This is a genomic window from Porphyromonas pogonae, from assembly GCF_036320655.1.
GTDB lineage: Bacteria > Bacteroidota > Bacteroidia > Bacteroidales > Porphyromonadaceae > Porphyromonas > Porphyromonas pogonae.
Window position 1 is genome coordinate 1276876 of sequence record NZ_CP143258.1, and the last position, 25685, is coordinate 1302560.

The following is a 25685-nucleotide window of genomic DNA, read 5'->3' on the forward strand; positions in this document are numbered from 1 at the left end:
TTCTATTATGTTTTTTTGTTTATTAAAATCTTGGGTTATTCATCTTTACATCCCTTGCTCGTACTATTACAAGCTGAGGTGTGTTTACAAAGTAAGTAAGCAGAGCCGTAATTTCTCCTGAACCTTTGGGCAATTGTAGACCTGCAAACTTGGAATAACTGCTGGTACGTACAATGATGGTTTTGCCGCTTTTGTCTATGATAGTTCTATTTACTGCCGGTACTTTCTTTTTGTTCTCAGGGTCTGCATAGGTTTGTGAAAGTTCTGAATCGATAAACTGTACATCTTTCAGTTTTACTAGTGTGCCCGCATACTCTTTCTTCAAAGATGAAAGATCTAGTAAACGTGGTTCTAAAGTACTTTTTGAAACAAAAAGAAGTCTTGCCGGGATCATCTGCTCAGAGATATAGCCATTGTCATATTTAGGATTGTTTGATTCGGCTCCTATACTTACCTGGTTTCCGTAAGCTCCCAAGGTAAGCCCCTCGCATTTGAATACCACAGTACTACCTTGAGGATATATTTTGCCCATATTTACTCCGCTGAGGCGTAGTTCTATACCTCCTGTTTCATCCTGAATATAGAGCGATTTGTAGAAATTACCCTCTTCGTCGTCAGTATTTACAACACCTTTGATGATGATATTATCGACAACTTTGGTAGCGCTACCTTTGTACAAAGCTTTGAGTTGCCCAATGGTGTGAGTGGGTTTTATAGCTACGTTGCCACTGTGATCAGGAGCTTGAGGTTCATTGAAAGAGTTGTAATTACATGAATTGAAGAACCCTGCGATTACTAAGCTTAGGAAGATCCCGTATATCTTGTTACTTTTCATAATTTTTGATCTTATTAACATTAGAATTGCAGTGACGTGTTGAAGAAGAATGTGGTACCATACATATAGAACAGCTTGGAGTCGAAAGGACGTATTATCTTGTCATTGTTTACCATTACACGCAACTGCTCGTAACCCCCGCTTTGCATCTTTTTGTTATTAAGGACATTGCTTACGGAGATATTAAACCTCAAGTAAGTGGTATAGTTAATTCTGTATGAATATCCTGCAAAGACATCAAGAGTAAAGCCTCCTTTGAGTTTTTCGGGGATTGCATATTTATTCTCAAGATCAGTGCGAGCTCTTTCTGTACGGATAATGGGATTCATGGAAATGAAGTTCCTGTCGAAGTAATTGGCATTGATACCAAACATGCCGTACCATGGAGCTCGATAGGTGAGCCCTATGGTCCCTGCTGTTTGAGGAGTACCCGAGGTATTGAGCCCATTCCAATAGACTTTGTCTTGCATAATCACTTTGGCCGAGTTGTCAACTGTTTGGATAAAATCCGCATCTGATGCATATCGATATCTACCATAGGTAAATGCACCCGTGGCAGTGAGAGTAGGGCTCAGCTTAGCTTCCATTCCGACCTCGAGTCCTGCATATTCCGTATCTATCCCTGTGATGGAAAGATTGGAGAACGAGCCTTGAGAGTCATCATAAAAACTCATTCCTCTGGTTTGGTCATTGATGCGAGTATAAAAGCCTGTTATACGCCCTCGTAACCAAGGCAAACGTATATTATAGCTCAAGTCTCCCGAGTATATCTTCTCAGGCTTGGGATCTGTAACATAAGAGTTACGAGTCCGTGGTGAGATAAAGATATTGCGGAAGTAAGGTGCCTGTTGCATCAGAGCCATATTGGCTTCTAAGAAGTGATTACCTGTAACACTATACACACCCCCAAGTTTGAACCCGTAATTGAAGAACTTTTTAGTGTCTGACTCACCATAGGAATTTGTGGGAAAAAGCCCCCTCTGTTGTAGACCTTTTCGCATCATGGAGGTGACGCCTAATGAGACTCCTGCATAGGCATCCAGATTGTCATATTTGTATTTGCCTACGGCCCAGGCGTTGTAATCACGGATATATGCATAGTAATCATGCCCCATTTTATCTCCTTTCTTGACTATGCGGTCGGGATCAAGTAGGTTTAATTGTACCTTGGCAGGATCACCTGAGAAATCTCTCTCGGCAAATTTGTCGATATCATACCAATACTCACCGCCCAGCAGATCCTTCATCTTATTATAATTATGAGTCCTGTTGAGTCGCATGTTGAGCCCGGCATCCAACTTGAAATTATTTGCAACGTTGGTATTCAATACTGTAGCAAAATTGAACTGTTGCTGATCATTCATCCTATCTTCAATGGCATATTCAGAGCCGAGCCCCTCTGCCAATAATATGCCGTTGCTGTCATAGGTCTTCTTATTGTTATTCTTGTTTATCTCATAGAGTTTGTCCCAGTTGATATAGCGAGTGTTTCTATCGGATTTCCATAAATTTTCAGCGTATTCTGCAGATGCTTCGTCTGGTATAAAAGAAGGATCAACTGCACGTGCTGTAAAATAACTGGGGAGGTTACGGTAATAATCGGGTCGTGGATCGGGAGCATTCATCCAAGTAAGAGCGCTATAAGCATTCTTGCCGAATCGGTATCCCACCGAAGTGGTAAGATTGGTATTATCTCCGGGCTTCCAGATGTGTGACAATTGTATCATGGGTTCATGATAATCTTTTACACGCGAATTTCTCCACTTATCATCTTGTTTTCCGATATTGGGGTTGTAGAAATTGGATCCTACCAGATCATATGCTTCTTGTGTAGAAGCCGAACCTACTCCTCTTTTTGTAGGAGACCCTATAAAAGTCAAAGACAATCTATGCCGAGGGTTGAGCATTTTTTCTATACCCAGATAATATCCCCATGAATCATAAAATTGTCCTCTGACATAGGAATAAATACCATTGCCCCAACGTCTTGATACAGAACCTGCTACAGACCATCCGTTTTCCATCATCCCTGAAGCATAGGTAAACATCAGTCTATTACTGTATGTCCTATTACTATTGGAATAAGTAAGTCTTTTTTGAGCTCTTTGGCCTGATGCCCTCGTATTTATATTAGTAGCTTCACCTATACTGCCGAAGTCATTTTCCAGAGGTTGTATCCCCACACTATTGTCCTGATTGCGCAGGATATCATTGAGTCCGCTCCAGAGATACCATGACGAATAACCTGTGATCATATCGTTCATAAGCATGCCGTTGAGATATTGCGGAGTATATCCGCTTTCATAACCCCTGGCTCTGAAGCGCATAGGACTGAAGGTGTAAGCTGCAGCAGCCAGAAAAGGATCTTTTGAAGCTGTGAGGAGTGGTGAGTATTCATTGGAATGTCCGCTGTCAGTATCACCGAGCTCATCTACCGTGATATCCAGGTAGTTTTTGTCTGTATCACCACTAATGCTTTTGAGTCTGATCAGTGGTATTCCTATCTCACCTGAGGCTTTTTTTACTATGGTCACCTGCACGGCTTCATAACCCGGAGCGTTGATAGTCATAGTATATGAACCCTGGGGGAGTGATTTGAGATTGAATAATCCGTCCGATGAGGTTGTTACAACGATATTTTTGGGGCCTTTTACGGAAACCTGTACTTTATTCATCGGTTTCCCGGTAGCATCATCTATAATTTTGCCCTCACCGTGACCTTGGTTCTGACCGAGACATACGGCACTAATACCCAAGGCAAATAAAAGAGTTGTAGCGATTTTTTTCATACGCATAATATTATGGGGTATGGTAGTTTGCAGCTAAAGATTAAAAAAAACAACAAATATTTTTCGTTTAGTGTATTATATCCGTGTTCTATTATTTAGAATATTAGGACAAAGAGTTATGCAAAAGCAGAAAGGTGTGCATAAATTTCATACATTTGCAACATGATCATACCCAAGACAAGCATTGTTTACAAGATTAATACTTCAAATATAAGATATTTTTAAGAAAAAACTCGCAAAATATGAAGAATAGACTCCTATCGTTTCTTTTATTTCTGTTTGTTATAACATCGTTACAAGCTCAGGATAAGGCCAAGTATGCCAAAGTCACTGTGGCTTTTTATAACCTGGAGAATCTCTTTGATACCATAGATGGCCCCAATAAAGACGAAGAGTTTCTCCCCAACGGTGCTAATGCATGGACAGAAGAAAGATACCGTGAAAAGCTACACCATATGGCTTCGGTGATATCTCAAATAGGCAGTGATAAAGGCCCTGATATCATAGGCGTATGTGAAATAGAAAATATCAAGGTCTTGGAAGATCTTATTGCTCAACCGGAACTCAAGGGCTATGGTTACAGCATTGTACATTATGATTCGCCTGATGCGCGCGGTATTGATTGTGCTTTGCTTTACAAGGTCTCTGTGTTCAAGCTATTATCGTCCAAAGCTCATGCTGTGAATATACCCGGAGAGCCCAATGTAAAAACAAGAGATGTATTGGAAGCAAGCGGTACAATTCTTGGTGACAAATTCCATTTCCTTGTAGCTCACTGGCCTTCCAGAGCGGGAGGTGAGCAGATATCTCTCAATCGCCGTATGGCTGCCGCCAGAGTAATGAAAAGTGTATCTGACTCTGTGGTCAATCATGATGCTTCTGCCAAAGTAATACTCATGGGAGACTTCAATGATGATCCTGTATCACCCAGTATAAAAAGAGGATTGCAAACCAAAGATACCCCTGAGAATCTTGCGGCTCTCGACTTGTTCAACCCTATGACGAGCCTTTATCGTAAGGGGATAGGAACATTGGCTTATAGGGATGTATGGAATCTTTTTGATAATCTGGTAGTCAATGGTAATCTTATAGGTTCTGATTATACAACATTCAAAGTACTTCAGGATAAGAAAAGCGGAGAATACGCCCATGTTTTCAACAGTGAGTTTTTACGTCAGCAAAGAGGCCATTTTAAAGGATATCCTTTCCGCACCTTTGCTGGAGGACAATATCAGGGCGGATATAGTGATCACTTCCCTGTATATCTCTATATCGTCAAGAAGATTTAGACGTATTATGTGCGGCATTTTAGGAATACAAGGCCTGATTAAGTTTAGCCGTATTTGAGATATAGAGAGATTTATCTTTGTAAGCATTGAGACGCAATAATAGTAAAGGCTCGTGAGTAAATCACGAGCCTTTACTATTTATAGAGAATGATTCAATTCAGCAAAAAGAGTTCGTTATTTTGTGAAACAGCGAACTCTTTACTATAAATCAAAGTCTGTCGGTCATCTATGACCCTTCAAAAAGGGAAACTAAGCTAATGAGACTTAGTTCTCATAAAATTGATTTAGCTGATCAGGAGTAGGATCCACAGCACGAACTACTCCTAGTTCATCCACCAAATAACTGTGAAAACCATTGGCAAGACCGTAGGTTGATTTCACTTCATCTTGCTTTTTGATTGCTACCAGCATTTGAGTAGAAGAGTCTACTTTGTCAAGGTCAAGGGTGAGTTTGTACACACTTTTTTCGGTATCTAGAGATACCCCCTTGAAGTTAATCCTGTCATTTGTGTGCTGAGTAAAGAATCTATTCCAGCGCACATTTTCCGCTCTGCTTTCTGCATCGTATGCTGCCCAAAAGTGGACCAGTGTATAACGATGAGAGTTCTTTTGAGGGATCAAATGAGCAAGACCATCTGTAGTAGACTTCATTTCCGGCATTACTCCACCGACTTTCAATCCTGAGGATGATACGTCTTCCGGTTTTATCGCTGATATACTCACGGTCAATAGCGTAAAAACCATGGTAAAGCCGAAAACAAATTTTTTCAACTTCATAATAATCTATTTAAATTCAACATCACCGTCACTGTGTTACACAAGTTTTTCCCAACTTTTCACCAGTGCGGTTGCCCGTGTTTCGGGCGCATGTCAATGGTCAAAATCCGCTTGATTTTCCAAAAACATGACTACAAAAATAACTATAAAGAGCTTATCTTCCAACATTAGCTCCGATTTTAACAAATTCCTTATTAAATATATGCCTCAAATTATAGCTACAGATACAGTAATTATTCTTTAACTTATTTTTGGTTTCTGTAGTGTTATATTATTTATAAATAAATGGTTATATTCCAATAGATGGTGCTTGTTGAAATTTCAAATTATGGCATTGGACGATAGAGAAATGGGACTTATCTGTTTTCCATATCTTTTCCAATAATTTTGCTCATTGTGGGCTGAAATTTGCTAATCGGGTATTAAATACCTTAATCGGGATAAGAATGATAGTAATGTACAATGTGTTTTTTTGTAAACACAAATAAGGTATATATGAATGGTGATTCAGTGTATTTTGAGACTGTTGCAAAAGTCAACAGTCTCGTGGATTTTGGAGGCAAAGCCGACAAAAGACACTTTGACCGAGCAGAGAAGGTAAAGTGCAAGGCGCTAAGAGTGAGTGCACAGGGAGTTTACTTCAGGTAAATGGCCAAGCGCGAATCTCGCAAGCAACGAGGCAATTTGCCTGCTATGCAACGGTCTCATTTTATCACATAGCATATTTGAATGTTTATAAAAAATGGAGAATAGGCACATAAAAAGAGCGATAAAATAACTTATCGCTCTTTATAAAATAGGATATGGCTCGATTTGGACAATCAGTCTTTTATAGGAGCATCATATTGTACTTCCAGCTTTTTGAGCTCTGTAAGCATACTATCTCTTACAGCCTTGTATTCAGGCTTATTGTATACATTTCGAAGTTCATTCGGATCCTTCTTCAGGTCGAATAACTCCCATTCATCAAAATCATTATAGAAATGTATCAGTTTGTACCTCTCGCCTCTGATTCCATAGTGGCGTCTAGCTTTGTGTTCGCCCGGATATTCATAGAAGTGGTAGTAAAGTCCTTTGCGCCATGCATCGGGCTTGAGCGGTTTATTGTCTTTGAGCAATGGAAGCAATGAGCGTCCTTGCATATCTTGGGGTACACGTACTCCTGCTAAGTCAAGGAAGGTGGGGGCATAGTCGATATTCTGAACCATCAGCGTTACATCGCCTCTTTTGTTTAGACCTTGCGGTAGACGCATGATAAGTGGCGTTCTCATAGACTCTTCGTACATGAATCTTTTGTCAAACCACCCGTGTTCGCCCATGTAGAATCCTTGATCCGATGTATAGACGATGAGTGTGTTCTCGAGGAGATTATGCTCTTTGAGGTAGTCGAGTACTCGGCCGATATTCCTATCGAGAGACTTGATGATTTTCATATAATCTTTCATGTAACGCTGATATTTCCATACAGCCAGATCCTTTCCCTGAGGATTCTTGGCGTAGAAATCACGGATGATAGGATCATAAAATTTATCAAATGCTTTTTTTACTTCAGGACGTAGTCCTCCATGTATACCTTGTGTATCATTGTTCCATGTATAAGCTCCAGAGAGACGCGTTTTAACATCTTTTTTCATCATCTTCAGGTCATAGACCATATCCATGTCTTTGTAGATGCTCATTTCCTGATTGGCTGCACCCTGACGTGTTGCGTAATCATCCCAGAAAGTAGAGGGGATAGGTAAGTCTCTATCCTCATATGCATTAAGATCCACCGTATCCGCCATCCAATTCCGATGGGCGGCTTTGTGATGGATAAACAGGGCAAAGGGCTTTGACTTGTCTCTATGCTCCAACCAGTCCAGACTCATATCAGTGATAAGATTTGTTACATAACCACGTTTGCTGATAGTGTCTGATTTTTTTCCGGCAATATTAGACTCGATGATAAATTGAGGATCGTAATAATCTCCTTGTCCGGGCAGGATGCACCATTTGGTAAAACCTTGGGGTATGCTTTCCAAGTGCCACTTCCCAAAGATGGCAGTGTTGTAGCCTGCTTTTTGTAGTAGTTTCGGCATTGTTTGCTGGTTGCCGTCAAATTCTGTTGAGTTGTTTAGCTTGCCGTTTTTGTGACTATGCTTGCCGGTAAGCATGCATGCTCTACTCGGGCCGGAAATAGAATTGGCAACAAAACTTTCGGTAAATCTTATTCCTTCATTTGCAATACGATCCATATTAGGCGTTTGTATATATCTGCGATCATAGCAACTCATTGTTTGTTGCGAATGATCATCAGACATAATATAGATGATATTGTACTGTTTAGGTAGTTTAACTTCTTTGTTGGAGTTAGCTGCCGTTTTACACCCCAAGCTTATTAGAGGTAAAATGCCGGTGAACCCGGCGATGCAAATGGTTTTACAATCAGATTTCATTAAAAAAGTTTTTATTCGAATCTCTCTTTAATATTCTTTAATAGTGTCTCTCTAAACTGTGGGTGGGCTATCTCTACCAATGCATAGGCACGTTGCTTGAGCGTTTTACCCTTGAGCCTTGCCACACCATACTCGGTGACAAAGTAATCAACATCATTACGCATGGATGTGACAGTAGCTCCTTCTTTGAGTAACGGTACTATGCGAGACTCTTTGCCGTTGCGCGCTGTGGAAGGAAATGCCAGAATAGAAAATCCTCCTTCTGATCTTCTTGCACCACGCAGATAATCGACTTGGCCGCCTGTCCCGCTAAATTGATTATGACCTATGGATTCTGAGGCTACTTGTCCCGTAAGATCAACTTCAATACATGAATTGATAGAAATCATTTTCTTATTTTTTCCTATAATGAAGGGATCATTGGTATAATTGACAGAGTAAGCTTCTATCATGGGGTTGTGATCAAGGAATTCATATAATTCCCTTGAGCCCATGATAAGGGTAGTAACAACTTTGCCGGGATGCAGAGTTTTGTTTGCTCCATTGATATTGCCCGATCTGATCATATGCATCACTCCATCCGTAAACATTTCTGTATGGATTCCCATATCTTTTCTATCTTTCAGGCATTGGAGTACAGCATCGGGTATAGCTCCTATACCCAATTGTAAAGTGTCTCCGTCGTGAATAAGCTCGGAACATCGACGTCCTATTTCCATCTCTATTTCACCTATAGGAGGTCCCGGGATTTCAGTGATAGGGGAGTTATCCTCTATGATATAGTCTATTTGCGAAATATGTATGAAATTGTCGCCACCGATATATGGCATATTGGGGTTTATTTCTGCAATTATTGTGCGTGCGCACTCACAAGCCGGTTTGGTGTAGTCATTAGAGATACCAAAAGAGCAATAGCCGCTTTCGTCAGGCTCGGAGAGCTTTACTACAGCTACATCTACAGGATAAAATTTTTGTTTGAACAGATCAGGTACTTCATGGAAATGGCAAGGAAGAAAATCTGCTCTGCGTTCGTTGTAAGCCGGGCGTGAATTCCCTTCCAGAAAGTTGAGTACCGGTTTTACGATCCCTTCCATTTCTGGTTTTAGGTGCCATGCTTCTCCAAAGTAAAGCATATGAAAGACGGATAGATCCTTGAAACAGGCCCTATTGTCATACAACGCTTTCGAAACGACTGCAGGTGCTGCCGCCGCATGCCCGAATACCAAATGATCACCTTCTTTAATACCTTTTCTTACAGCCTCGTCCGCTGTGCAGATTTTGTTTAGATAAGTTTCTCTCCAGTTAGTTGACATGAATTCCTTAGATTTTAGGATTAGATAAGAAAAAACCATCCTTTAGCTCGTGCTTGCTATAGGATGGTTACAAATTTAATTAACTTTAGTTATATCCACAAGATGATAGTGTTCTTATCCGAGATATGGCTTAAGAGATTTACACTTATCATTCTGTCTCAATCTTCTAATCGCTTTTTCTTTGATCTGACGTACACGTTCTCTGGTGAGTCCGAATTTATCTCCAATCTCTTCCAGCGTCATTTCCTGACAGCCACCGATACCAAAGAACAGTTTTACGATTTCAGCCTCTCTGTCCGATAGTGTTCCCAACACTCTTTCTATCTCTGTGGCCAGAGACTCATTGATCAGGGATCTATCGGCATTGGGTGCATCGTCATTGACTAGTACATCCAAAAGGCTATTGTCTTCACCTTCTACAAAGGGAGCATCTACAGAGATATGTCTCCCCGATACTTTTAGGGTATCAGAGATTTTGTCTTCCGCAATATCCAATTCTTTCGCCAGCTCTGCTGATGATGGCCGACGTTCGTTTTCCTGTTCGAATTTTTGAAGAGCCTTCGTTATTTTATTCAGAGTTCCTACCTGATTCAGGGGCAAGCGCACAATTCTTGATTGCTCGGCGAGAGCTTGAAGAATCGATTGTCTTATCCACCATACAGCATAAGAAATAAACTTAAAACCACGAGTTTCATCAAACTTTTCAGCAGCTTTGATAAGACCAAGATTGCCTTCATTGATCAAGTCCGGCAAACTCAATCCTTGATTTTGATATTGCTTGGCTACAGACACCACAAAGCGCAGATTAGCTCTTGTTAGTTTTTCAAGTGCTCTACGATCTCCTCGCTTTATGGCTTGCGCCAATTCTACTTCTTCTTCAACTGTGATTAATTCCTCACGCCCAATTTCCTGTAAATATTTATCCAAAGACGCGCTTTCGCGGTTTGTAATGGACTTAGAAATCTTTAGCTGCCTCATTTGTTGCTATCTGATTTTACTTTAGAGTTTGCAAATTTAGTAAAAAGAAGTCACATATCCATCCTGCCCTATTTTTTGCAGTCAATTTGTTTTAGTAAAATACACAAACTTAGTTATGTAAATCCACATGTCCCTTGCATGATATGATAGTCGAGGATGGACAATGTATTTCCTGTTTGGTAATGAAAATAAATATTATGACACTCTTTAAAGTATATATTGCATCTTCAGCATTTATCCCTAAAACCGGATTGAGTTAAGAGTCCAATTAATTATTTCATTTAAAAAAATGTAAATACTTTATTTACTATTCTTATAAGTTAAACATGAGTTAAATTCTATTTGTTGTGGTGAAATGGCTAATTGTTATTGAAAATTATTGCACAATTGGCTATTTTATTTTTACATTCAGTGCAAAGGGGCATAAACGATTTGATGAGGTTATGTTTTTATAGAGACCGTTGCATAGCAGGCCAATTGCTTCGTTGCTTGCGAGATTCGCGCTTGGTCATTTACCTGAAGTAAACTCCCTGTGCACTCACTCTTAGCGCCTTGCACTTTACCCTCTCTGCCTAGTCAAAGTGTCTTTTGTCGGCTTTGCCTCCAAAATCCACGAGACTGTTGACTTTTGCAACAGTCTCTTATAACGTATACCGCAGGTTTGAAAAAGAAAATGCGGGAACCGATTATTCCCGCATTTTTAAATTAAAGCTTGTCTTTCTTGCTCTTTGTCTATGTTTTATTGCCCCAGATCAATGGCATAATATCTAATCTGTCCGTCAGGGTAAAACCCTTTGAGGAATAATCCTCTATTGTCTTTGGGAGCACTCATTATTTTTCTTATAATGTTTTCGAGGTCACTTACACTACGCAAGGGATAGTCATTAGCGCTAAGTATTACAAAGCCATCTTTGATACCTGCGGCTTTGAGCTTACCTGAGTTGAGTTTGGATACTTCTAACCCATATGATATGCCGTAAGATCTCATTTGATTTCTTTCAAGAGCTTTGAATGTACCGCCTAAAATCCCCAGTCCGGAGCTTTTGCTTATTGATGCTCCTCCGTCCTGATTTTTGAGTTTTACAGGCAAAGTGAGTTCTTTGCCTTTTCTGTTTACTGTTACTTGTATTACATCTCCTGGTCTGAAACGATTTGTATACCCCTGCAACTCTCCAAAGTTTCTGATAGGGTTTTTATTGATAGCCGTGATAACATCCCCTTTCTCTATACCTGCTGCTACAGCTGCACTGATCTCGGAGAAATCAGCTACGTAGAAACCTGAATTTACAGACAATTTCTTAGATGTAACCAATTCATTAGTTACGTCTCCGCCCGTTATTCCCAGCATAGCGCGCTGTACACTGCCGTAGTTCTTGATGTCTGCCACCACTTTGGCCGCTATATTGATGGGGACAGCAAATGAATAACCTGTAAAATTACCTGTTTCCGAGAAAATCATAGAATTGATGCCTACGAGTTCACCCGCAGCGTTTACCAGAGCTCCTCCGCTATTCCCTCGGTTTACGGCAGCATCTGTTTGGATATAAGACTCTACTTTAAGACCGCCTTTAGGATCTCTTTCGGCTGTCGCTCTTGATTTAGCACTCACAATACCCGAAGTTACAGTAGAGGTGAGGTTGAAGGGATTACCTACAGCCAATACCCACTCACCTAAGCGTAGTTTATCTGCATCTCCGAAAGGTAGCGTGGGGAAGTTTTTTCCTTCTATTTTGATCAAAGCAATATCCGTACTTGGGTCTGTTCCTATCAGTTTTGCTTTGAAGCTTCTGTTGTCATTAAGTGTAACATTTATGTTTTTACTATCTGCAACAACATGACTATTGGTAATGATATAGCCGTCATCACTGATAATGACACCTGATCCGAAACCAACTACTTCTTGTTTCTGAGGCATACGAGAACTTTCTCGTCCCCCGAAAAAGAATTCCAGCGGATCTATATAGCCCCCTCTGACCTCTCTTTCTCCTTGCACTTTGATGTGGACTACAGCTTGCACTGCTCTTTCTGCCGCAGGTGTAAGATCAGGGGCGTTGCCCATACTCTTTACACCTTGGTCGGCTGTAAGGGATGTGTTCCTAAAGCCATAGGTGTTGTCATACTCGGGTGATCTTGCAGTTGATACTTGCGTTGTAGATAAATTCCTGCTGATTGATGAGGTTTTTAATAATGAAACCGTTCCGGCAGCAGTACCTGCACTGATGGCTACAATGAGAAGCGAAGTAGCCATATTCTTCCATATTTTATTCATATCACTATTTAAAATTATAATAATTTACTTTTAAAATGTGTTTTTAGACCTTCAGGGTCAGTAATACAGCGCCGAAAAGATAGAAGCTGTATAAATTATCAAAAATTAAAACCGTAGAAATGTTCCAATAAAATACGTTTCTTGTTTAACATAATACTGACTATTTACTATTCTATAACGAGTTTGTGCCGGAAATATTATTAAAATGTCAAAAAGTTATATATTTGAGGTCTTGATTGTTTATAATACGTTTTCATCAAGATGTTTATAAAAAGTATAAAAAACAAATTTTTACTGATAGATTTCTTTTATATACCTATATGTAGGTAATTGGGACATCTTGCAGATTTGCCATTCATACTCTTAGTATATTTGTTATATGAAACTATCAGAGCTTAAGACCGGAGAGAAGGCTGTCATAGAAAAAGTTGGAGGTAAAGGGCTTTTTCGTAAGCGCATCTTGGAGATGGGGTTTGTTCAGGGCAAAGAAGTCTCGGTAATACAGAGCGCTCCCCTGAAAGATCCTATATATTACAGGATTTTGGACTATAATGTATCATTGAGGCGTGAGGATGCCGCACTGATAGAAGTGAGGAAGATAGAAGATACTGCCAAGGATAGTCATACACACTTACCCTCGCCTTCGTCATACGCTACAGAAGAGTCATCTCCCGTACTTTCCGATCTTGAGTTTCTTTCCTCTCATCATTCATCCCGTACCAAGGGTACTATAAGGGTAGCCCTTATAGGAAATCCTAATTGCGGCAAAACCTCGCTTTTCAACCAAGCAAGCGGTGCGCATGAGCATGTCGGTAATTACAGTGGTGTCACTGTAGAAGCAAAGAGTGGCTATATCAATCATGCAGGCTACCGTATAGAGCTAATTGACTTGCCGGGGACTTATTCTTTGTCACCATATAGCCCCGAAGAGCTATACATCCGTGATTATCTCAGTGCAGAGACAAGGCCGGATATTGTACTCAATGTGGTGGATACTTGCAATCTTGAGAGAAACCTTTATCTCACAATGCAAGTGAAAGAGATGGGGCTGCCTATGGTGATGGCGCTTAATATGTTCGATGAGTTTAGCAAACGCAAAGAACGTTTTGATTATCCTGCTTTAGCCCAATTGTTGGGTATACCCATGATTCCCACGGTTTGCCGTAATGGCTTGGGACTTCAGGCTCTCTTCAATGAAGTTATCGATGTTTATGAAGGCCTCAAGGTAGGATCTGAGGAATATCTGCATCCCGTAAAAGGAAAGATTAGACCCATACAGATCAATTATGGAAGTCTTATTGAGCCCGTTATAGAAGATTTGTCACGTAAGATTTCCGAGCAGTTGCAAGTTTCGTTGAAATTGCCTTCACGCTATGTCGCCGTTAAACTGATGGAGCAGGACAAGGAGATTGAGAAATATCTGATGAATCACTTTACCAAAGGGGCATATCTTATATCTTACAGAGACTATTTGCTCAAAGTACTCAATGAGAAGCTACGTCATGAGGATGATGTAGAGACTATTATGACCGATCAGAGATACGGATTTATCTCCGGAGCACTCAGGGAGACTTATACACCTGCAAGAGTACACCTGGAGAGTGTAACGGACAAGATAGATCACATTGTAACCCATCATATTTGGGGATTTCCTTTTTTTCTTGCCATCATGCTATTGATGTTCGAGTGTACATTTGTTTTGGGAGCATATCCTATGGATTGGCTGGAAAACCTTGTGGGGCTCTTGGGTGGATTACTTGGAAATGCCATGAGTGACGGGCCTCTCAAGGACTTGCTTATACAAGGAGTTATAGGAGGTGTAGGAGGTGTTTTGGTCTTCTTGCCCAATATCCTTATTTTGTACCTTTTCATATCCTTGATGGAGGATTCCGGGTATATGTCTCGTGCAGCCTTTATTATGGATAAGGTAATGCATAAAATGGGCCTGCACGGCAAATCATTTATTCCACTTGTAATGGGCTTTGGTTGCAATGTTCCGGCAATCATGTCTACACGTACCATAGAAAGTCGTAAGAGTCGTATGATAACGATGCTCATCCTGCCTTTTATGAGCTGTTCGGCTCGTTTGCCGGTTTATCTTTTGCTTGCAGGAGCCTTTTTCCCAAACTCTGCAGGGCTTGTTTTGTTTAGTCTTTACATGTTTGGGATTTTACTTGCGGTGATTTCTGCAAAAGGTCTCAAGAGCACATATTTCAAAGGAGAGGATGTCCCATTCGTAATGGAATTGCCTCCTTATCGTATTCCCACAACCCGCTCAGTACTTATCCATATGTGGACGAGAGCCAAGCAGTATCTCCAAAAAATGGGATCCGTAATCTTGCTGGCATCTATCGTAATCTGGTTTTTGGGATATTTCCCCAATAACACAGCGAAGGAGCAGGAAGTGCAAAATAAGATTGCATTGGTAGCTGCGGACAAAAACATATTACCTGATCAAAAATTAGCAATACAGGATAGCTTAGTACATCTGCAACATACGGTTCAGCAGGAAAATTCGTATATTGGACGGATAGGGCAATTTACTGAACCTATAATTAGACCCTTGGGTTTTGATTGGAAAATGGGTATCAGCCTTCTTTCCGGTTTGGCTGCAAAAGAAGTTGTTGTAAGTACTTTGGGGGTTATATACACCGGGGATGCCGATGATTCCTCTGAAGCTACTGAACACCTGAGCGAAAGAATCAAGAATGACAAGCAACCTGACGGTAGCCTCTCTTTCTCACCTCTCATTGCTTATAATTTCATGATATTTGTGCTCATATATTTCCCTTGTATTGCTACTATTATCGCTATTGGGAAAGAGTCCGGCAGTTGGAAGTGGAGTGTGTTCTCTGCAGTGTATTCATGCTCTTTGGCATGGCTGATATGTTTTATAGTTTATCAAATAGGTAATCTTCCGATATTTTCATGAGTATACAATATATAATAGTTATTATTATAGGCCTTGTGGCTCTGTATTTCCTGATACGATCCATTATTCGCCTTTTTTCCTCCGGCAAAGATGGCACTTGTGGCGGAGGATGTAGTGGTTGCGATTTGTCCGCACCGCCCAAGAAGAAAAAAGATGATACTTATAAAAGTTTAATAATGAATAAAAAGAAGAATAAGTAATACATTAAGCTTAAAAATATTATTATAAACCCCTTGTAATTACAAATAAAAAACATACCTTTGCAACCGAAATGATGAACAAAAGGCCGCGTAGCTCAACTGAATAGAGTAGCTGACTACGGATCAGCCGGTTACAGGTTTGAATCCTGTCGCGGTCACTTTATCTGACTTTCAGATGATCCTTTTTCATTGTTCTTCATTTCAAAATATGATTGGCCGCGTAGCTCAACTGAATAGAGTAGCTGACTACGGATCAGCCGGTTACAGGTTTGAATCCTGTCGCGGTCACAATCAAGTGGGAGGGTGTGTCACAAAAGACATACCCTCTTTTGTTTATGTACTCATAATGCAATCGCCGTTTTATGTAGGACAATAACAATACTTTTCTTAACTTTCACCAAAACTTTCACCAACTAATATGTTATAAAGAACCATTTAATAACCAACGCTTATGAAACAAAAAAGATCCATTATTGCTGTATTGGGTGCTATACTGCTTATTTCGTCGTGCAATACATCAAAAAAAGAATTGAAAATATTGAAACAGTCTGATTTTATTAATCCGCCGGTTGCCAAAGTGCAACCCGATACGTTTGTCAATTTTGGCAAACAACGTATCGACCCTTATTTTTGGATGAAAAATAAGGAAAATCCAGATGTAATTTCTTACATAAAGGAAGAAAACAAGTATACTGATACTGTGATGGCATCGACCAAAGACCTACAAAAGGATATCTATGATGAGATACTTGGTCGCATCAAAGAAGATGATGAGAGCTATCCTGTTTACAGTAACGGATATTATTACTATACCCGCACCACCAAGGGCAAGCAATACAAGACTTATTGCCGCAAGAAAGGTGCACTCACTGCTCCCGAAGAGATAATATTCGATGTCAATGAGCTTGGCAAAGGAAAGAGTGCCTTTATTTTCAGGGGTTACTCGGTAAGCCCGGACAATAGTAAGGTTGCTTATTTTTATAATGAAAGTGGTTCGTTTGCTGAGTTTATGCTTAAGATCAAAGATCTTAACACCAATAAAGAAATAGGTTTTACCGTTAAGGGAGCCACTTCATGTGTTTGGGCCAATGATAATGAGACGCTTTTCTATAGTACCATAGATGAGTCATTGCGCTCCAATAAAATATTCAGACAAAAGCTGTCGGATCCGAATCCTGTATTGGTCTTTGAGGAAAAAGACCCTAAATTTTCATGCAGTGTCTCCCGTGACAAACTCAAGAAGCACATTTTTATCTCTTCATCCAGCAGTACCACATCCGAAGAGCGTTTTGTAAGTGCCGACAAACCTACGGACAACTTCAAAATATTTATGCCTCGAGTACAGGATGTGACTTACTCCGTGTCTGTTCATCATGATAAATTCTTTATTTATTATAAAGACAAAACCAACCTCAATGGTATGATCTATACCGCACCATTGACCGGATACGAAAAGAAAGACAACTGGACGCTCTACATGCCTCATGACAAAAATACCAGAATAGATGGTTTGGATGTTTACAAGGATTTTGTTGCCATTGAGCTACGTAAAGATGGCCTTACGCAGATAAAAATCAGAGATGTTGCCGGTAAAGACATCAATATGATCGAGTTCCCCGAACCCGTTTACAGTGTATCAGTGGGGGGCAATCCTGAGTACGATGCTACCAAAATACGCTATTCTTACTCCTCGCTCAACAGGCCTGTAACTTTGTATGAATATGACATGGCTACAGCTAAAACGGAGAAGCTCAAGCAACAAGAAGTTTCTTCTGGATTCAATCCTGATGACTACGTTGTAGAGCGAGTATGGGCCAAAGCAAAGGATGGTGTGTCAGTACCCATGGCTGTTTTGTATAAGAAAAGCCTCAAGAAGGATGGTTCCAATCCCGCTCTTATATATTCATACGGAAGTTATGGTAGTACATCTGATGCAGACTTCAATCTTTCCATATTCAGCCTTGTAGATAGGGGCTTTGTATACGCTATAGCTCAGATCCGAGGTGGTAGTGATATGGGTGAACAGTGGTATGAAGATGGTAAATTGCTTCATAAAATGAATACCTTCAATGACTTTATAGCTTGTAGTGAGAAGCTGATTGCCGATAAATATACCTCAGCCCCCAAATTGGCTGCTATGGGAGGAAGTGCCGGTGGTTTGCTTATGGGTGCTATAGCAAACATGCGTCCTGACCTCTATCAAACTATAGTTGCTCAGGTTCCTTTTGTAGATGTGATCAATACTATGCTTGATGATACGCTACCCCTCACTACAGGTGAATATGAGGAGTGGGGAAATCCTAATGAAGAGGAATACTTCAATTATATGTACTCTTACTCTCCTTATGATAACATCAAGAAGCAAAACTATCCTAACATGTTAGTGACAGGGGGGCTCAATGACTCTCAAGTGTTATTCCACGAGCCTACTAAATACGTGGCTAAATTGCGCACAATGAAGACCGATAACAATATCTTATTGTTACATATGAATATGGATTCGGGTCATGGTGGTGCTACAGGGCGTTATGATAGTATCAAGGATATAGCTTTTGAATATGCTTTCATTCTCAATAGAGTGGGTATCAATAAGTAATCCATACTAACACCATTTATAAGCCCTCGGCAGTAATTACCTGTCGGGGGCTTCTTTGTATGTTTATCCCTATGGGATCTTATTCGCTAAGACAGTTTTTGAAATCTAAAAGAGTTGGATACTCATAGCTTTCGTTACGTCTTATATTTTTTTGAGACCGTTGTATAGCAGGCCAATTGCTTCGTTGCTTGCGAGATTCGCGCTTGGTCATTTACCTGAAGTAAACTCCCTGTGCACTCACTCTTAGCGCCTTGCACTTTACCCTCTCTGCCCGGTCAAAGTGTCTTTTGTCGGCTTTGCCTCCAAAATCCACAAGACTGTTGACTTTTGCAACAGTTTCTTTTTAGGTATATAAGGCTTTTTTGACATTTTGTCAAATTTGAGCTTTCTATATCATCGCCGCCGGATGGGTGTTAGGTACTTAGTCCCTAATAAACTAAACATCTTCGGTAAGTACAGTATTTCCATCCGATTGGCTGTATTTTAGTTAAGACATTGGGGTAATTTGCTCGTAAATGAGGTAAAATAGTTGAACCCATAGAGTTTTTGACGTTGTATTTGGGGGCTTATTAAATCAAATCTCTCATTCGTGATATGATCATGAATAATTGAAATATATTAGCCTGGTATGTTGTACTTTCTATACTCGATGATTGCCCCTACTGATACTGTTTTTATGAAGTAAATTCTGATACGATAAGTCAGTTGACCGTGTACGATAGGATGCTTGACTTGATACGATAGGTCAGTCGACCGTGTACGATAGGATGCTTGACTTGATATGATAGGTCAGTCGACCGTGTATGATAGGATGATTGGCTTGATACGATAGGTCAGTCGACCGTGTATGATAGCATGATTGGCTTAATACGATAGGTCAGTCGACCGTGTATGATAGCATGATTGGCTTAATACGATAGGTCAGTCGACCGTGTGTGATGGGATGATTGGCTTGATGCGATAGTTTGTTTTTCATCTCAGAAATGAGGGAGCTGTGAGGTTGATAGAGTAGGGGTATTTGAGACTCAAATGTATGCGAAAAGTAGGCATTTTAAAGCAAAAAGGAGTCGTATCTACCGGGGGTACAGATAATAATATATTCGTTAGAGTGCAGTTCATTTCAGGAGGTATAGATTGAGACAGTATATGGGGTGTAAAGAGCATCTGATACAAAGATAATACTTTGATAAGCCTTTGTCAAGTGCTTACAGTTTGTTTGTAGTGGTGGTTAAATTCGGAAAATCATCATGCGCGCATACAGCCCATTTAAGCTGACAAAATGTAAGTAGCCTTTCCTTGTTGTAACTATAAATCGCTTGGGAGAGTAAGCTTATCAAAAAACTGTAGTAGATACTCCCATCGTGGCTCAAAGGGAAAGAAAGTGATCTTGTATTGATGGCTTGCTTTGTAGATTTTGAGACCGTTGCATAGCAGGCCAATTGCTTCGTTGCTTGCGAGATTCGCGCTTGGTCATTTACCTGAAGTGAACTCCCTGTGCACTCATTCTTAGCGCCTTGCACTTTACCTTCTCTGCCCGGTCAAAGTGTCTTTTGTCGGCTTTGCCTCCAAAATCCATGAGGCTGTTGACTTTTGCAACAGTGTCTCATTTTACCAATCTTTAGACTTCTGAAAAGTATCCTATTGGACAAAGCAGAAAAAGAAATAGCTTATTGCGCACTCTTATATGTCTGTCAAAATAAAAAGCCCTCATCTCTTAAAGACGAGGGCTTTATACTGTACGGTCCGGGTAAAATTAATTACCGGTTGGTAAAAGTAAAATTACTTCTTAACAGCGTCTTTTACTTCTTCTGCAGCTTTTGCGATTGAATCTGATGCTGCATCAGCTTTGTTAGCCAAAGTATCAGCAGCAGCTTCTACTGCTTCACTAGAAGGAGTTTCAACAACAACTGTAGTTGTGTCAACTGAGTCTGCAGTTTGCTCAGATTGGTTCTTGTTGTTACAAGAAACGAAAGTAGCAGCTACTAATACAGCAGCAAGAGCAACGAATTTCTTCATTTTTTTTAAATAAGTTTAGTGATAGAATTCTCTTTTATAGCGTTGCAAAGATAAATGTTTTTTGAATATTATATCACAATAATCATAATTTTTTTTCTTAACTCGCTTTTTTTAAGCCAATCTTGTCCAGTACTTTGCTTTAATAGCCTGCTTTAAGGACGTAATCGGTCAATTATAGAGAAATCTTTTTATGCTTTGTTTGGGCGTTTTTTCGAACTCAACATCACGTCTTTCGAAGCGTATAATCTTCTCGTATGACCCCAGCTGCTCATTCAAATGTGCTCTAAAACGCTCTATCTCATCCCATGCTTGCTCCATCGTGAGTCCTGCTTCCATGATGGCTTTCTGATCAGGTACAATGATCGCTGTGAGTTTACCATTGCGCGAGACCACTACATTTTCTAAGATAAAAGCGTTGTTGTTGATTTTAGATTCTATCTCTTCCGGATATATATTCTGCCCATTGGCTCCAAGGAGCATTGTTTTGGAGCGCCCTTTGATAAAGAGGTAGCCCTGAGCATCCACATATCCCAAATCACCTGTTTTCATCCAGCCGTCGTCTGTAAACAGGTTGGCTGTTTGTTCCGGATTCTTGAAGTAACCCAAGCAGACATTTTCTCCTCTTACTTGTATTTCACCCACGTCTTTCATGCTGGTGGTATTCTCTTCATAGTTGATCCTTACCTCCATGATGCCGGGGAGGGCTTTGCCGCATGATCCCAGCTTCCACTCTTCCCAATATGAATAGGTGATCAGAGGTGCACACTCTGTCATTCCATAGCCTACGGTAAATGGGAAATTGATGTCATAAAGGAATTCACCCACTTCTTTGCTTAGAGGTGCGCCTCCTATGATCATTTGTCTGAATTCGCCCCCTAAACCTTTCATCAGTTCTTTTCTGATTTTCTTCCTTATAATGGAAGAGAAGAATGGTAGTTGGAGTAGCAATTTGACCTTACTGTCTTGTATCTTGGGCAGTATTGATTTTTGATAAATCTTTTCCATGACCAAAGGCACGCTGATGATAAGCTTTGGTTTTACTTTCTTGAAAGCTGTAGTGAGGACGTGTGGAGCAGGTATCTTGCCCAAAAGATAGATGTGAGCTCCGGCAGCTATAGGAAGAAGGAAGTTGAATGCACAACTGTACATGTGTGCAAGAGGCAAGAAGCAAATGATAGGATCTCCTTCGAGAAGGATCTTTTTGCTTACAGCGAATGTGACATTGCCCGCAAGGTTGTTCCCTGTTATCATTACTCCCTTGCTGAAACCCGTGGTTCCTGATGTATAATTGATGAGGACAATCTCGCTATTGGGCGTTTTATGATAGTTAATGTCAGCGGGGTTCAACCCATTGGGATATTTCTCTGCAAAGAATTTATCTTTTTCCGATATTGCCAATGACAGTTTCTGATTCGGAGTTTTGTCCATCAAAGTCTGTCCTGTCTGGATATCTATAGAGGCTGTAACCCCCGGCATATTTTCACTTTTCATCTGAGCCCAGATATTCGTTGATACCATGAGTATCTTTGCTTCCGAATGGGTGATAATGCTTTCTGCGTCATTGACCGGGAAATCCTGAAGTATGGGCACGATAATAGCTCCGTACGTAACAATGGACAGGAAGCCTATGCACCATTCTGCAGTGTCTTTACCCATAAGAGCAATCTTGTCACCTGGTTGTACTCCTGCGTGTGCATAGATCTCATGTCTGCGGGCTATTTCTTTCGCTACATCACCAAATGTATATGAATTGCCTTCTGTGTAATTTGTCAGAGCATAAGACGTCCAGTGTTGTTGGATACTCTCTTCAATGAGTGATATAAAATTTTTTTCAATCATGATTTGATATTAATATCAAATTATGCGCATTTATTCCCTATGCCACTTTGCACATAATTTTATTTTTTGTGCAAATATAATAGCTTTTAATTTAATTTTCAACTATTAGCTTCTTAAAACCATCACTCATCACAGTAGTATACCCCCCTTTGTCTCCACTTATAATGAGTAAATACTCTATATTATTGAATTGCGATGCTATAGACTTGACTCTCTGAGATCCTGCTGCCATAAAGGCTGTAGCGAGTCCATCAGCTGTCATGCAGTCCTCTGCAATCACCGTGGCGCTAAGAATATCCGTTTGTATAGGTCTGCCTGCCAGAGGGTCTATAGTATGCCCTACTTTTTTGCCATCTATGATATGAAAGTTACGGTAATTGCCTGACGTGGCTAATCCGCCTTTGCCTTTGAGCTGTACAATGAGTTGCAGGTCTTGTACCATGCCCGTAGAGTCTTCGATAGGTTTGTTGATGCCTATATGCCAAGGTTTGCCATCTGGGTTGACTCCTTCAAATACAATCTCACCTCCCAGCTCTACCATGTAATCATTGATTCCTTTGGACTTGAGCATATGGCCTAATAGGTCAGTGCAATAGCCTTTGGATATGGAAGAGAAGTCGAGCAATATACGACTGTCTTCTTTGACAAAGCAGTCGCCGCTGAGATGCGTTTTTTTGTATCCCACGAAGACCTTGAGGCTATCTATGGCTTTGTCCGTGGGGGTAGAGGCTTTGTCAAATCCAAAACCCCATAAGTTGATAATAGGGGAGCAGGTAACATCATAAGTACCCTGTGTAGCTTCAGATATGTTGATAGCTCTATTATAAACAGTGCGAAACATGTAATCTGTATACATCGATTTATTTCGATTTATAGCCGTGACGATACTTGTGCTGTCAAATGGATTGAGTGAGTGATTGAACTCTTTGAATACGTTCTTTAGATTGTTGTGATAGTTTGTTTCGCTACGATATTTTATATGATAATAGGTGTGGAATATCTCACCTTCATCAAACTGATACTTTTTACTTTCTCCTATAGAATGTGCGCAACCGGCTATGCATAGCGAAATCAATGTCCCTGCAATAAGCATAAGGACGGCGTGAAGATGTTTATTCTTCATAGTTCTCATAAATTACGATATCGGAAAGAGGCTTTCTTTTATATGCGGCTTTGGATGTGTAGTCAGGATCAGGGAATCCTACGGCAAGTATGGATATGGGTTCCTGATGCTCGGGGATATGAAAAAGTCTTTTGCACAGGTCTTGATCGAAAGCACATACCCACGTAGAAGCCAAACCCAGGTCATGAGCTTGCAACATCATCTGAGTGGTAGCGATGCTGGTGTCTATATCGACAGAGTCGCCGGAAGGACGTGACCATGCCTCTTCATGGTCTCCTATGACAATGATGTAGAGTTGCGCTGTAGTAAACCATTCTTTGTCATAGCATTGTTGAATGAGCGCTCTGCCTTTGGGCTTTTGTACAACGAGAAATCTCCATGGCTGTTTGTTGCATGCCGATGGGGCACATTGCCCCGCTTCGAGTAGTGATGTTACTATCTCATCACCTATCTTCTTGTCTGTAAAAGCTCTGATAGATCTTCGTCTGAGCAGTATTTCTTGGTATAAATTCATAACTCTTTTTCTATAATATATTGATTCCTGTCTGTAGCTTGGCGACTTATAAGTTCGGCAAGAAATCCTGTTATGAAAAGTTGAGTGCCCAGAATCATTGCCGTGAGGGCTATGTAAAAGTATGGTCTGTCGGTTACAAGAGGAGCAGGTGTGTGCTCTTGCAGGGCTATGAGTTTATTGAATAGAATCACGGCAAGGGCTATAAAACCAATGAAAAACATAATAGTGCCACCCAAACCGAAAAAATGCATGGGTTTACGACCGAATTTGGAGGTAAACCATAGGGTCATCAGGTCAAGGTAACCGTTGAAGAATCGGCTTATCCCGAATTTTGAAGAGCCGTATTTGCGTGCTTGATGTTGCACCACCTTTTCTCCTATCTTTGAGAATCCCGCGTTTTTTGCCAAATACGGGATGTAACGGTGCATGTCATTATACACCTCAATGCTTTTGACTACCTTATTACGGTAAGCTTTGAGCCCGCAATTAAAATCGTGGAGATTATGTATACCTGACAGTTTGCGTGCCGTAGCATTAAAAAGCTTGGATGGCAGGTTTTTACTCAATATCGGGTCATAGCGTTTCTTTTTCCATCCGCTTACAAGGTCATAGCCCTCTTCCTTGATCATGCGGTACAATTCCGGTATCTCTTCAGGGCTGTCTTGTAGGTCAGCATCCATGGTAATTACCACTTCACCCTGAGCTTTATCAAATCCGCAATGTAAACCCGGCGATTTGCCATAGTTTCTTCGGAACTTCAAGGCTTTTACGCAAGGGTTCTTTTTGCTCAAAGACTCAATCACTTCCCATGAATTATCCTTGCTGCCATCATCTACAAAAATAACTTCGTAGCTAAAACCGTGTTCGTTCATTACTTTTTCGATCCATGCTTCCAACTCGGGCAATGAATCAGCCTCATTATACAACGGTACAACTATGGAAATATCTATCATAATCGGTTCTTTTTTTGTATGATACTGATGCTCATGGGTAATCATTAAATATTAGTCTCTTGCTTCCTCGTATCTTTCTTGCGTAGCATGAATGCAATGGGAATACTGATGATGATACCCCAAAATAAATTGTCGGAAATATCATTGAACACTCTGGTTACAGCAGGCACAGACATTGATTTTTCTATGAGCTCAGTGAGAGTAAGCCCTTTGAATGCTTGGTTAAATATCTCTTCCATACCAGGTTTCTGTAGCAATTGCTCTGCCATCATCTCGATTTGATCTATATGCGCAGGAAGCACATACTCGTAGAAAACATAGTGAGGCAATGCTACTAATATGGACGCAAAGGCGTAGAGCATCACTCCGAATTGCCAACCGTGCATCACCCCGAATGGCTGGTCAGCAGGACGTGAGTCTCTGTATCTTTTGATAAGGACATACACGATTACCGGTACCATGAGTGTGAGGAAAATGTATATCAGGCTTAATAACTCAGGTGCTCTGAAAAAATTGAGCATGCATAGGTATTTGAGTATAAAATAAAGTCCCAGCACCAAACCCAGGCGGGCGCTTACTTTGAATAGGTTGCTCTTGTCTTCTATAACTGTCATATCTTTAGGTTGCTATTAGCTTTCAAAGGTAATTCTAAATAATGATATCGCCGATATTTTTATGTGATTTAATGGTGCTGGATCGAGGAGTAAGCATCATAGTAGGTGCTTTTGATATTGTGTAATTACAATTAATGATGGCATGAGTTTTATAACCAGAGAAATAAACATTATTTTTGAAACAATTTCCTAACATAACCTCTTTAATAGATC

The 25685-nt window shown here is 40.4% G+C and carries 18 protein-coding genes and 2 tRNA genes; 6 read left to right on the forward strand and 14 right to left on the reverse strand.

Features of this window, described 5'->3' with window-relative positions; genetic code table 11:
• Positions 1-22: 22 nt before the first annotated feature.
• Positions 23-835, reverse strand: coding sequence for a DUF5689 domain-containing protein (locus tag VYJ22_RS04910; RefSeq protein ID WP_329905402.1), 813 nt, complete (start codon positions 833-835; stop codon positions 23-25).
• Between the two features lie 20 nt (positions 836-855).
• Positions 856-3624: a carboxypeptidase regulatory-like domain-containing protein gene (locus VYJ22_RS04915; RefSeq protein WP_329905403.1), complete on the reverse strand. Its 2769-nt coding sequence runs from the start codon at positions 3622-3624 to the stop codon at positions 856-858.
• Positions 3625-3866: 242 nt separating this feature from the next.
• On the opposite strand from VYJ22_RS04915, the gene VYJ22_RS04920 reads away from it, so the two are divergent.
• Positions 3867-4913 carry an endonuclease/exonuclease/phosphatase family protein gene (locus VYJ22_RS04920; protein WP_329905404.1) on the forward strand — a complete coding sequence of 349 codons (1047 nt, stop codon included), beginning with the start codon at positions 3867-3869 and terminating at the stop codon, positions 4911-4913.
• A 264-nt stretch (positions 4914-5177) separates the two neighbouring features.
• On the opposite strand, the gene VYJ22_RS04925 is transcribed toward VYJ22_RS04920, so the two are convergent.
• From VYJ22_RS04925 to VYJ22_RS04945, 5 genes are all read right to left on the reverse strand, one after another.
• Positions 5178-5690, reverse strand: a complete 513-nt coding sequence (locus VYJ22_RS04925; RefSeq protein ID WP_329905405.1) for a hypothetical protein — start codon at positions 5688-5690, stop codon at positions 5178-5180.
• Positions 5691-6511: 821 nt separating this feature from the next.
• Positions 6512-8125: a sulfatase family protein gene (locus VYJ22_RS04930; protein ID WP_329905407.1), complete on the reverse strand. Its 1614-nt coding sequence runs from the start codon at positions 8123-8125 to the stop codon at positions 6512-6514.
• A gap of 11 nt (positions 8126-8136) precedes the next feature.
• Positions 8137-9438: an acetyl-CoA hydrolase/transferase family protein gene (locus tag VYJ22_RS04935; RefSeq protein ID WP_329905408.1), complete on the reverse strand. Its 1302-nt coding sequence runs from the start codon at positions 9436-9438 to the stop codon at positions 8137-8139.
• 114 nt (positions 9439-9552) lie between these two features.
• On the reverse strand, positions 9553-10416 hold the full coding sequence (locus VYJ22_RS04940; RefSeq protein WP_329905409.1) for a sigma-70 family RNA polymerase sigma factor: 864 nt from the start codon (positions 10414-10416) through the stop codon (positions 9553-9555).
• Between the two features lie 739 nt (positions 10417-11155).
• Complete coding sequence (locus VYJ22_RS04945) at positions 11156-12685, reverse strand: Do family serine endopeptidase (protein WP_329905410.1); 1530 nt, start codon at positions 12683-12685, stop codon at positions 11156-11158.
• 379 nt (positions 12686-13064) lie between these two features.
• Here VYJ22_RS04945 and feoB point away from each other — a divergent pair, with 379 nt between their 5' ends.
• The 5 genes from feoB (at position 13065) to VYJ22_RS04970 (ending at position 18413) form a co-directional block, all read left to right on the forward strand.
• A complete protein-coding gene (gene feoB / locus VYJ22_RS04950) occupies positions 13065-15617 on the forward strand; it encodes a ferrous iron transport protein B (protein WP_329905411.1) in 2553 nt (850 codons plus the stop codon).
• The gene (locus VYJ22_RS04955) at positions 15614-15817 is read left to right on the forward strand and encodes a FeoB-associated Cys-rich membrane protein (RefSeq protein ID WP_329905412.1); all 204 of its coding nucleotides are present in this window, start codon (positions 15614-15616) and stop codon (positions 15815-15817) included. Before feoB ends, VYJ22_RS04955 begins: the two co-directional genes overlap by 4 nt.
• 84 nt (positions 15818-15901) lie before the next feature.
• Positions 15902-15975 (forward strand) — tRNA-Arg (locus VYJ22_RS04960).
• A 56-nt stretch (positions 15976-16031) separates the two neighbouring features.
• A tRNA-Arg gene (locus tag VYJ22_RS04965) sits at positions 16032-16105 on the forward strand.
• A gap of 163 nt (positions 16106-16268) precedes the next feature.
• Positions 16269-18413, forward strand: a complete 2145-nt coding sequence (locus VYJ22_RS04970; protein WP_329905413.1) for a S9 family peptidase — start codon at positions 16269-16271, stop codon at positions 18411-18413.
• A gap of 79 nt (positions 18414-18492) precedes the next feature.
• Here VYJ22_RS04970 and VYJ22_RS04975 read toward each other — a convergent pair whose 3' ends face one another.
• The 7 genes from VYJ22_RS04975 to VYJ22_RS05005 all read right to left on the reverse strand — a co-directional run bounded on the left by VYJ22_RS04975 (position 18493) and on the right by VYJ22_RS05005 (position 25472).
• Complete coding sequence (locus VYJ22_RS04975; protein ID WP_329905415.1) at positions 18493-18624, reverse strand: hypothetical protein; 132 nt, start codon at positions 18622-18624, stop codon at positions 18493-18495.
• Between the two features lie 1568 nt (positions 18625-20192).
• On the reverse strand, positions 20193-20429 hold the full coding sequence (locus VYJ22_RS04980; RefSeq protein WP_329905416.1) for a hypothetical protein: 237 nt from the start codon (positions 20427-20429) through the stop codon (positions 20193-20195).
• A gap of 168 nt (positions 20430-20597) precedes the next feature.
• Complete coding sequence (locus tag VYJ22_RS04985) at positions 20598-22268, reverse strand: AMP-binding protein (protein ID WP_329905417.1); 1671 nt, start codon at positions 22266-22268, stop codon at positions 20598-20600.
• Between the two features lie 91 nt (positions 22269-22359).
• Positions 22360-23391, reverse strand: coding sequence for an FAD:protein FMN transferase (locus VYJ22_RS04990; protein WP_329905418.1), 1032 nt, complete (start codon positions 23389-23391; stop codon positions 22360-22362).
• Complete coding sequence (locus tag VYJ22_RS04995) at positions 23381-23905, reverse strand: nitroreductase family protein (RefSeq protein WP_329905419.1); 525 nt, start codon at positions 23903-23905, stop codon at positions 23381-23383. The genes VYJ22_RS04990 and VYJ22_RS04995 overlap by 11 nt, the downstream gene beginning before the upstream one ends.
• Positions 23902-24855: a glycosyltransferase family 2 protein gene (locus VYJ22_RS05000; protein WP_329905575.1), complete on the reverse strand. Its 954-nt coding sequence runs from the start codon at positions 24853-24855 to the stop codon at positions 23902-23904. The genes VYJ22_RS04995 and VYJ22_RS05000 overlap by 4 nt, the downstream gene beginning before the upstream one ends.
• 47 nt (positions 24856-24902) lie before the next feature.
• Positions 24903-25472 (reverse strand): DUF4199 domain-containing protein, encoded by a 570-nt coding sequence (locus tag VYJ22_RS05005; RefSeq protein WP_329905420.1) that lies wholly within the window; start codon positions 25470-25472, stop codon positions 24903-24905.
• Between the last annotated feature and the right edge of the window lie 213 nt (positions 25473-25685).

Bases quoted from the DNA above. Each gene is read 5' to 3' on its own strand.
- VYJ22_RS04930 (WP_329905407.1), bottom strand. From the start codon at position 8,125: ATGAAATCTGATTGTAAAACCATTTGCATCGCCGGGTTCACCGGCATT.
- VYJ22_RS04940 (WP_329905409.1), bottom strand. From the start codon at position 10,416: ATGAGGCAGCTAAAGATTTCTAAGTCCATTACAAACCGCGAAAGCGCG.
- VYJ22_RS04980 (WP_329905416.1), bottom strand. From the start codon at position 20,429: ATGAAGAAATTCGTTGCTCTTGCTGCTGTATTAGTAGCTGCTACTTTC.
- VYJ22_RS04995 (WP_329905419.1), bottom strand. From the start codon at position 23,905: ATGAATTTATACCAAGAAATACTGCTCAGACGAAGATCTATCAGAGCT.
- VYJ22_RS04925 (WP_329905405.1), bottom strand. From the start codon at position 5,690: ATGAAGTTGAAAAAATTTGTTTTCGGCTTTACCATGGTTTTTACGCTA.
- VYJ22_RS04910 (WP_329905402.1), bottom strand. From the start codon at position 835: ATGAAAAGTAACAAGATATACGGGATCTTCCTAAGCTTAGTAATCGCA.
- VYJ22_RS04985 (WP_329905417.1), bottom strand. From the start codon at position 22,268: ATGATTGAAAAAAATTTTATATCACTCATTGAAGAGAGTATCCAACAA.
- VYJ22_RS04915 (WP_329905403.1), bottom strand. From the start codon at position 3,624: ATGAAAAAAATCGCTACAACTCTTTTATTTGCCTTGGGTATTAGTGCC.
- VYJ22_RS05005 (WP_329905420.1), bottom strand. From the start codon at position 25,472: ATGACAGTTATAGAAGACAAGAGCAACCTATTCAAAGTAAGCGCCCGC.
- feoB (WP_329905411.1), top strand. From the start codon at position 13,065: ATGAAACTATCAGAGCTTAAGACCGGAGAGAAGGCTGTCATAGAAAAA.
- VYJ22_RS04920 (WP_329905404.1), top strand. From the start codon at position 3,867: ATGAAGAATAGACTCCTATCGTTTCTTTTATTTCTGTTTGTTATAACA.
- VYJ22_RS04955 (WP_329905412.1), top strand. From the start codon at position 15,614: ATGAGTATACAATATATAATAGTTATTATTATAGGCCTTGTGGCTCTG.
- VYJ22_RS04945 (WP_329905410.1), bottom strand. From the start codon at position 12,685: ATGAATAAAATATGGAAGAATATGGCTACTTCGCTTCTCATTGTAGCC.
- VYJ22_RS04975 (WP_329905415.1), bottom strand. From the start codon at position 18,624: ATGACCAAGCGCGAATCTCGCAAGCAACGAAGCAATTGGCCTGCTATA.
- VYJ22_RS04970 (WP_329905413.1), top strand. From the start codon at position 16,269: ATGAAACAAAAAAGATCCATTATTGCTGTATTGGGTGCTATACTGCTT.
- VYJ22_RS04990 (WP_329905418.1), bottom strand. From the start codon at position 23,391: ATGAAGAATAAACATCTTCACGCCGTCCTTATGCTTATTGCAGGGACA.
- VYJ22_RS04935 (WP_329905408.1), bottom strand. From the start codon at position 9,438: ATGTCAACTAACTGGAGAGAAACTTATCTAAACAAAATCTGCACAGCG.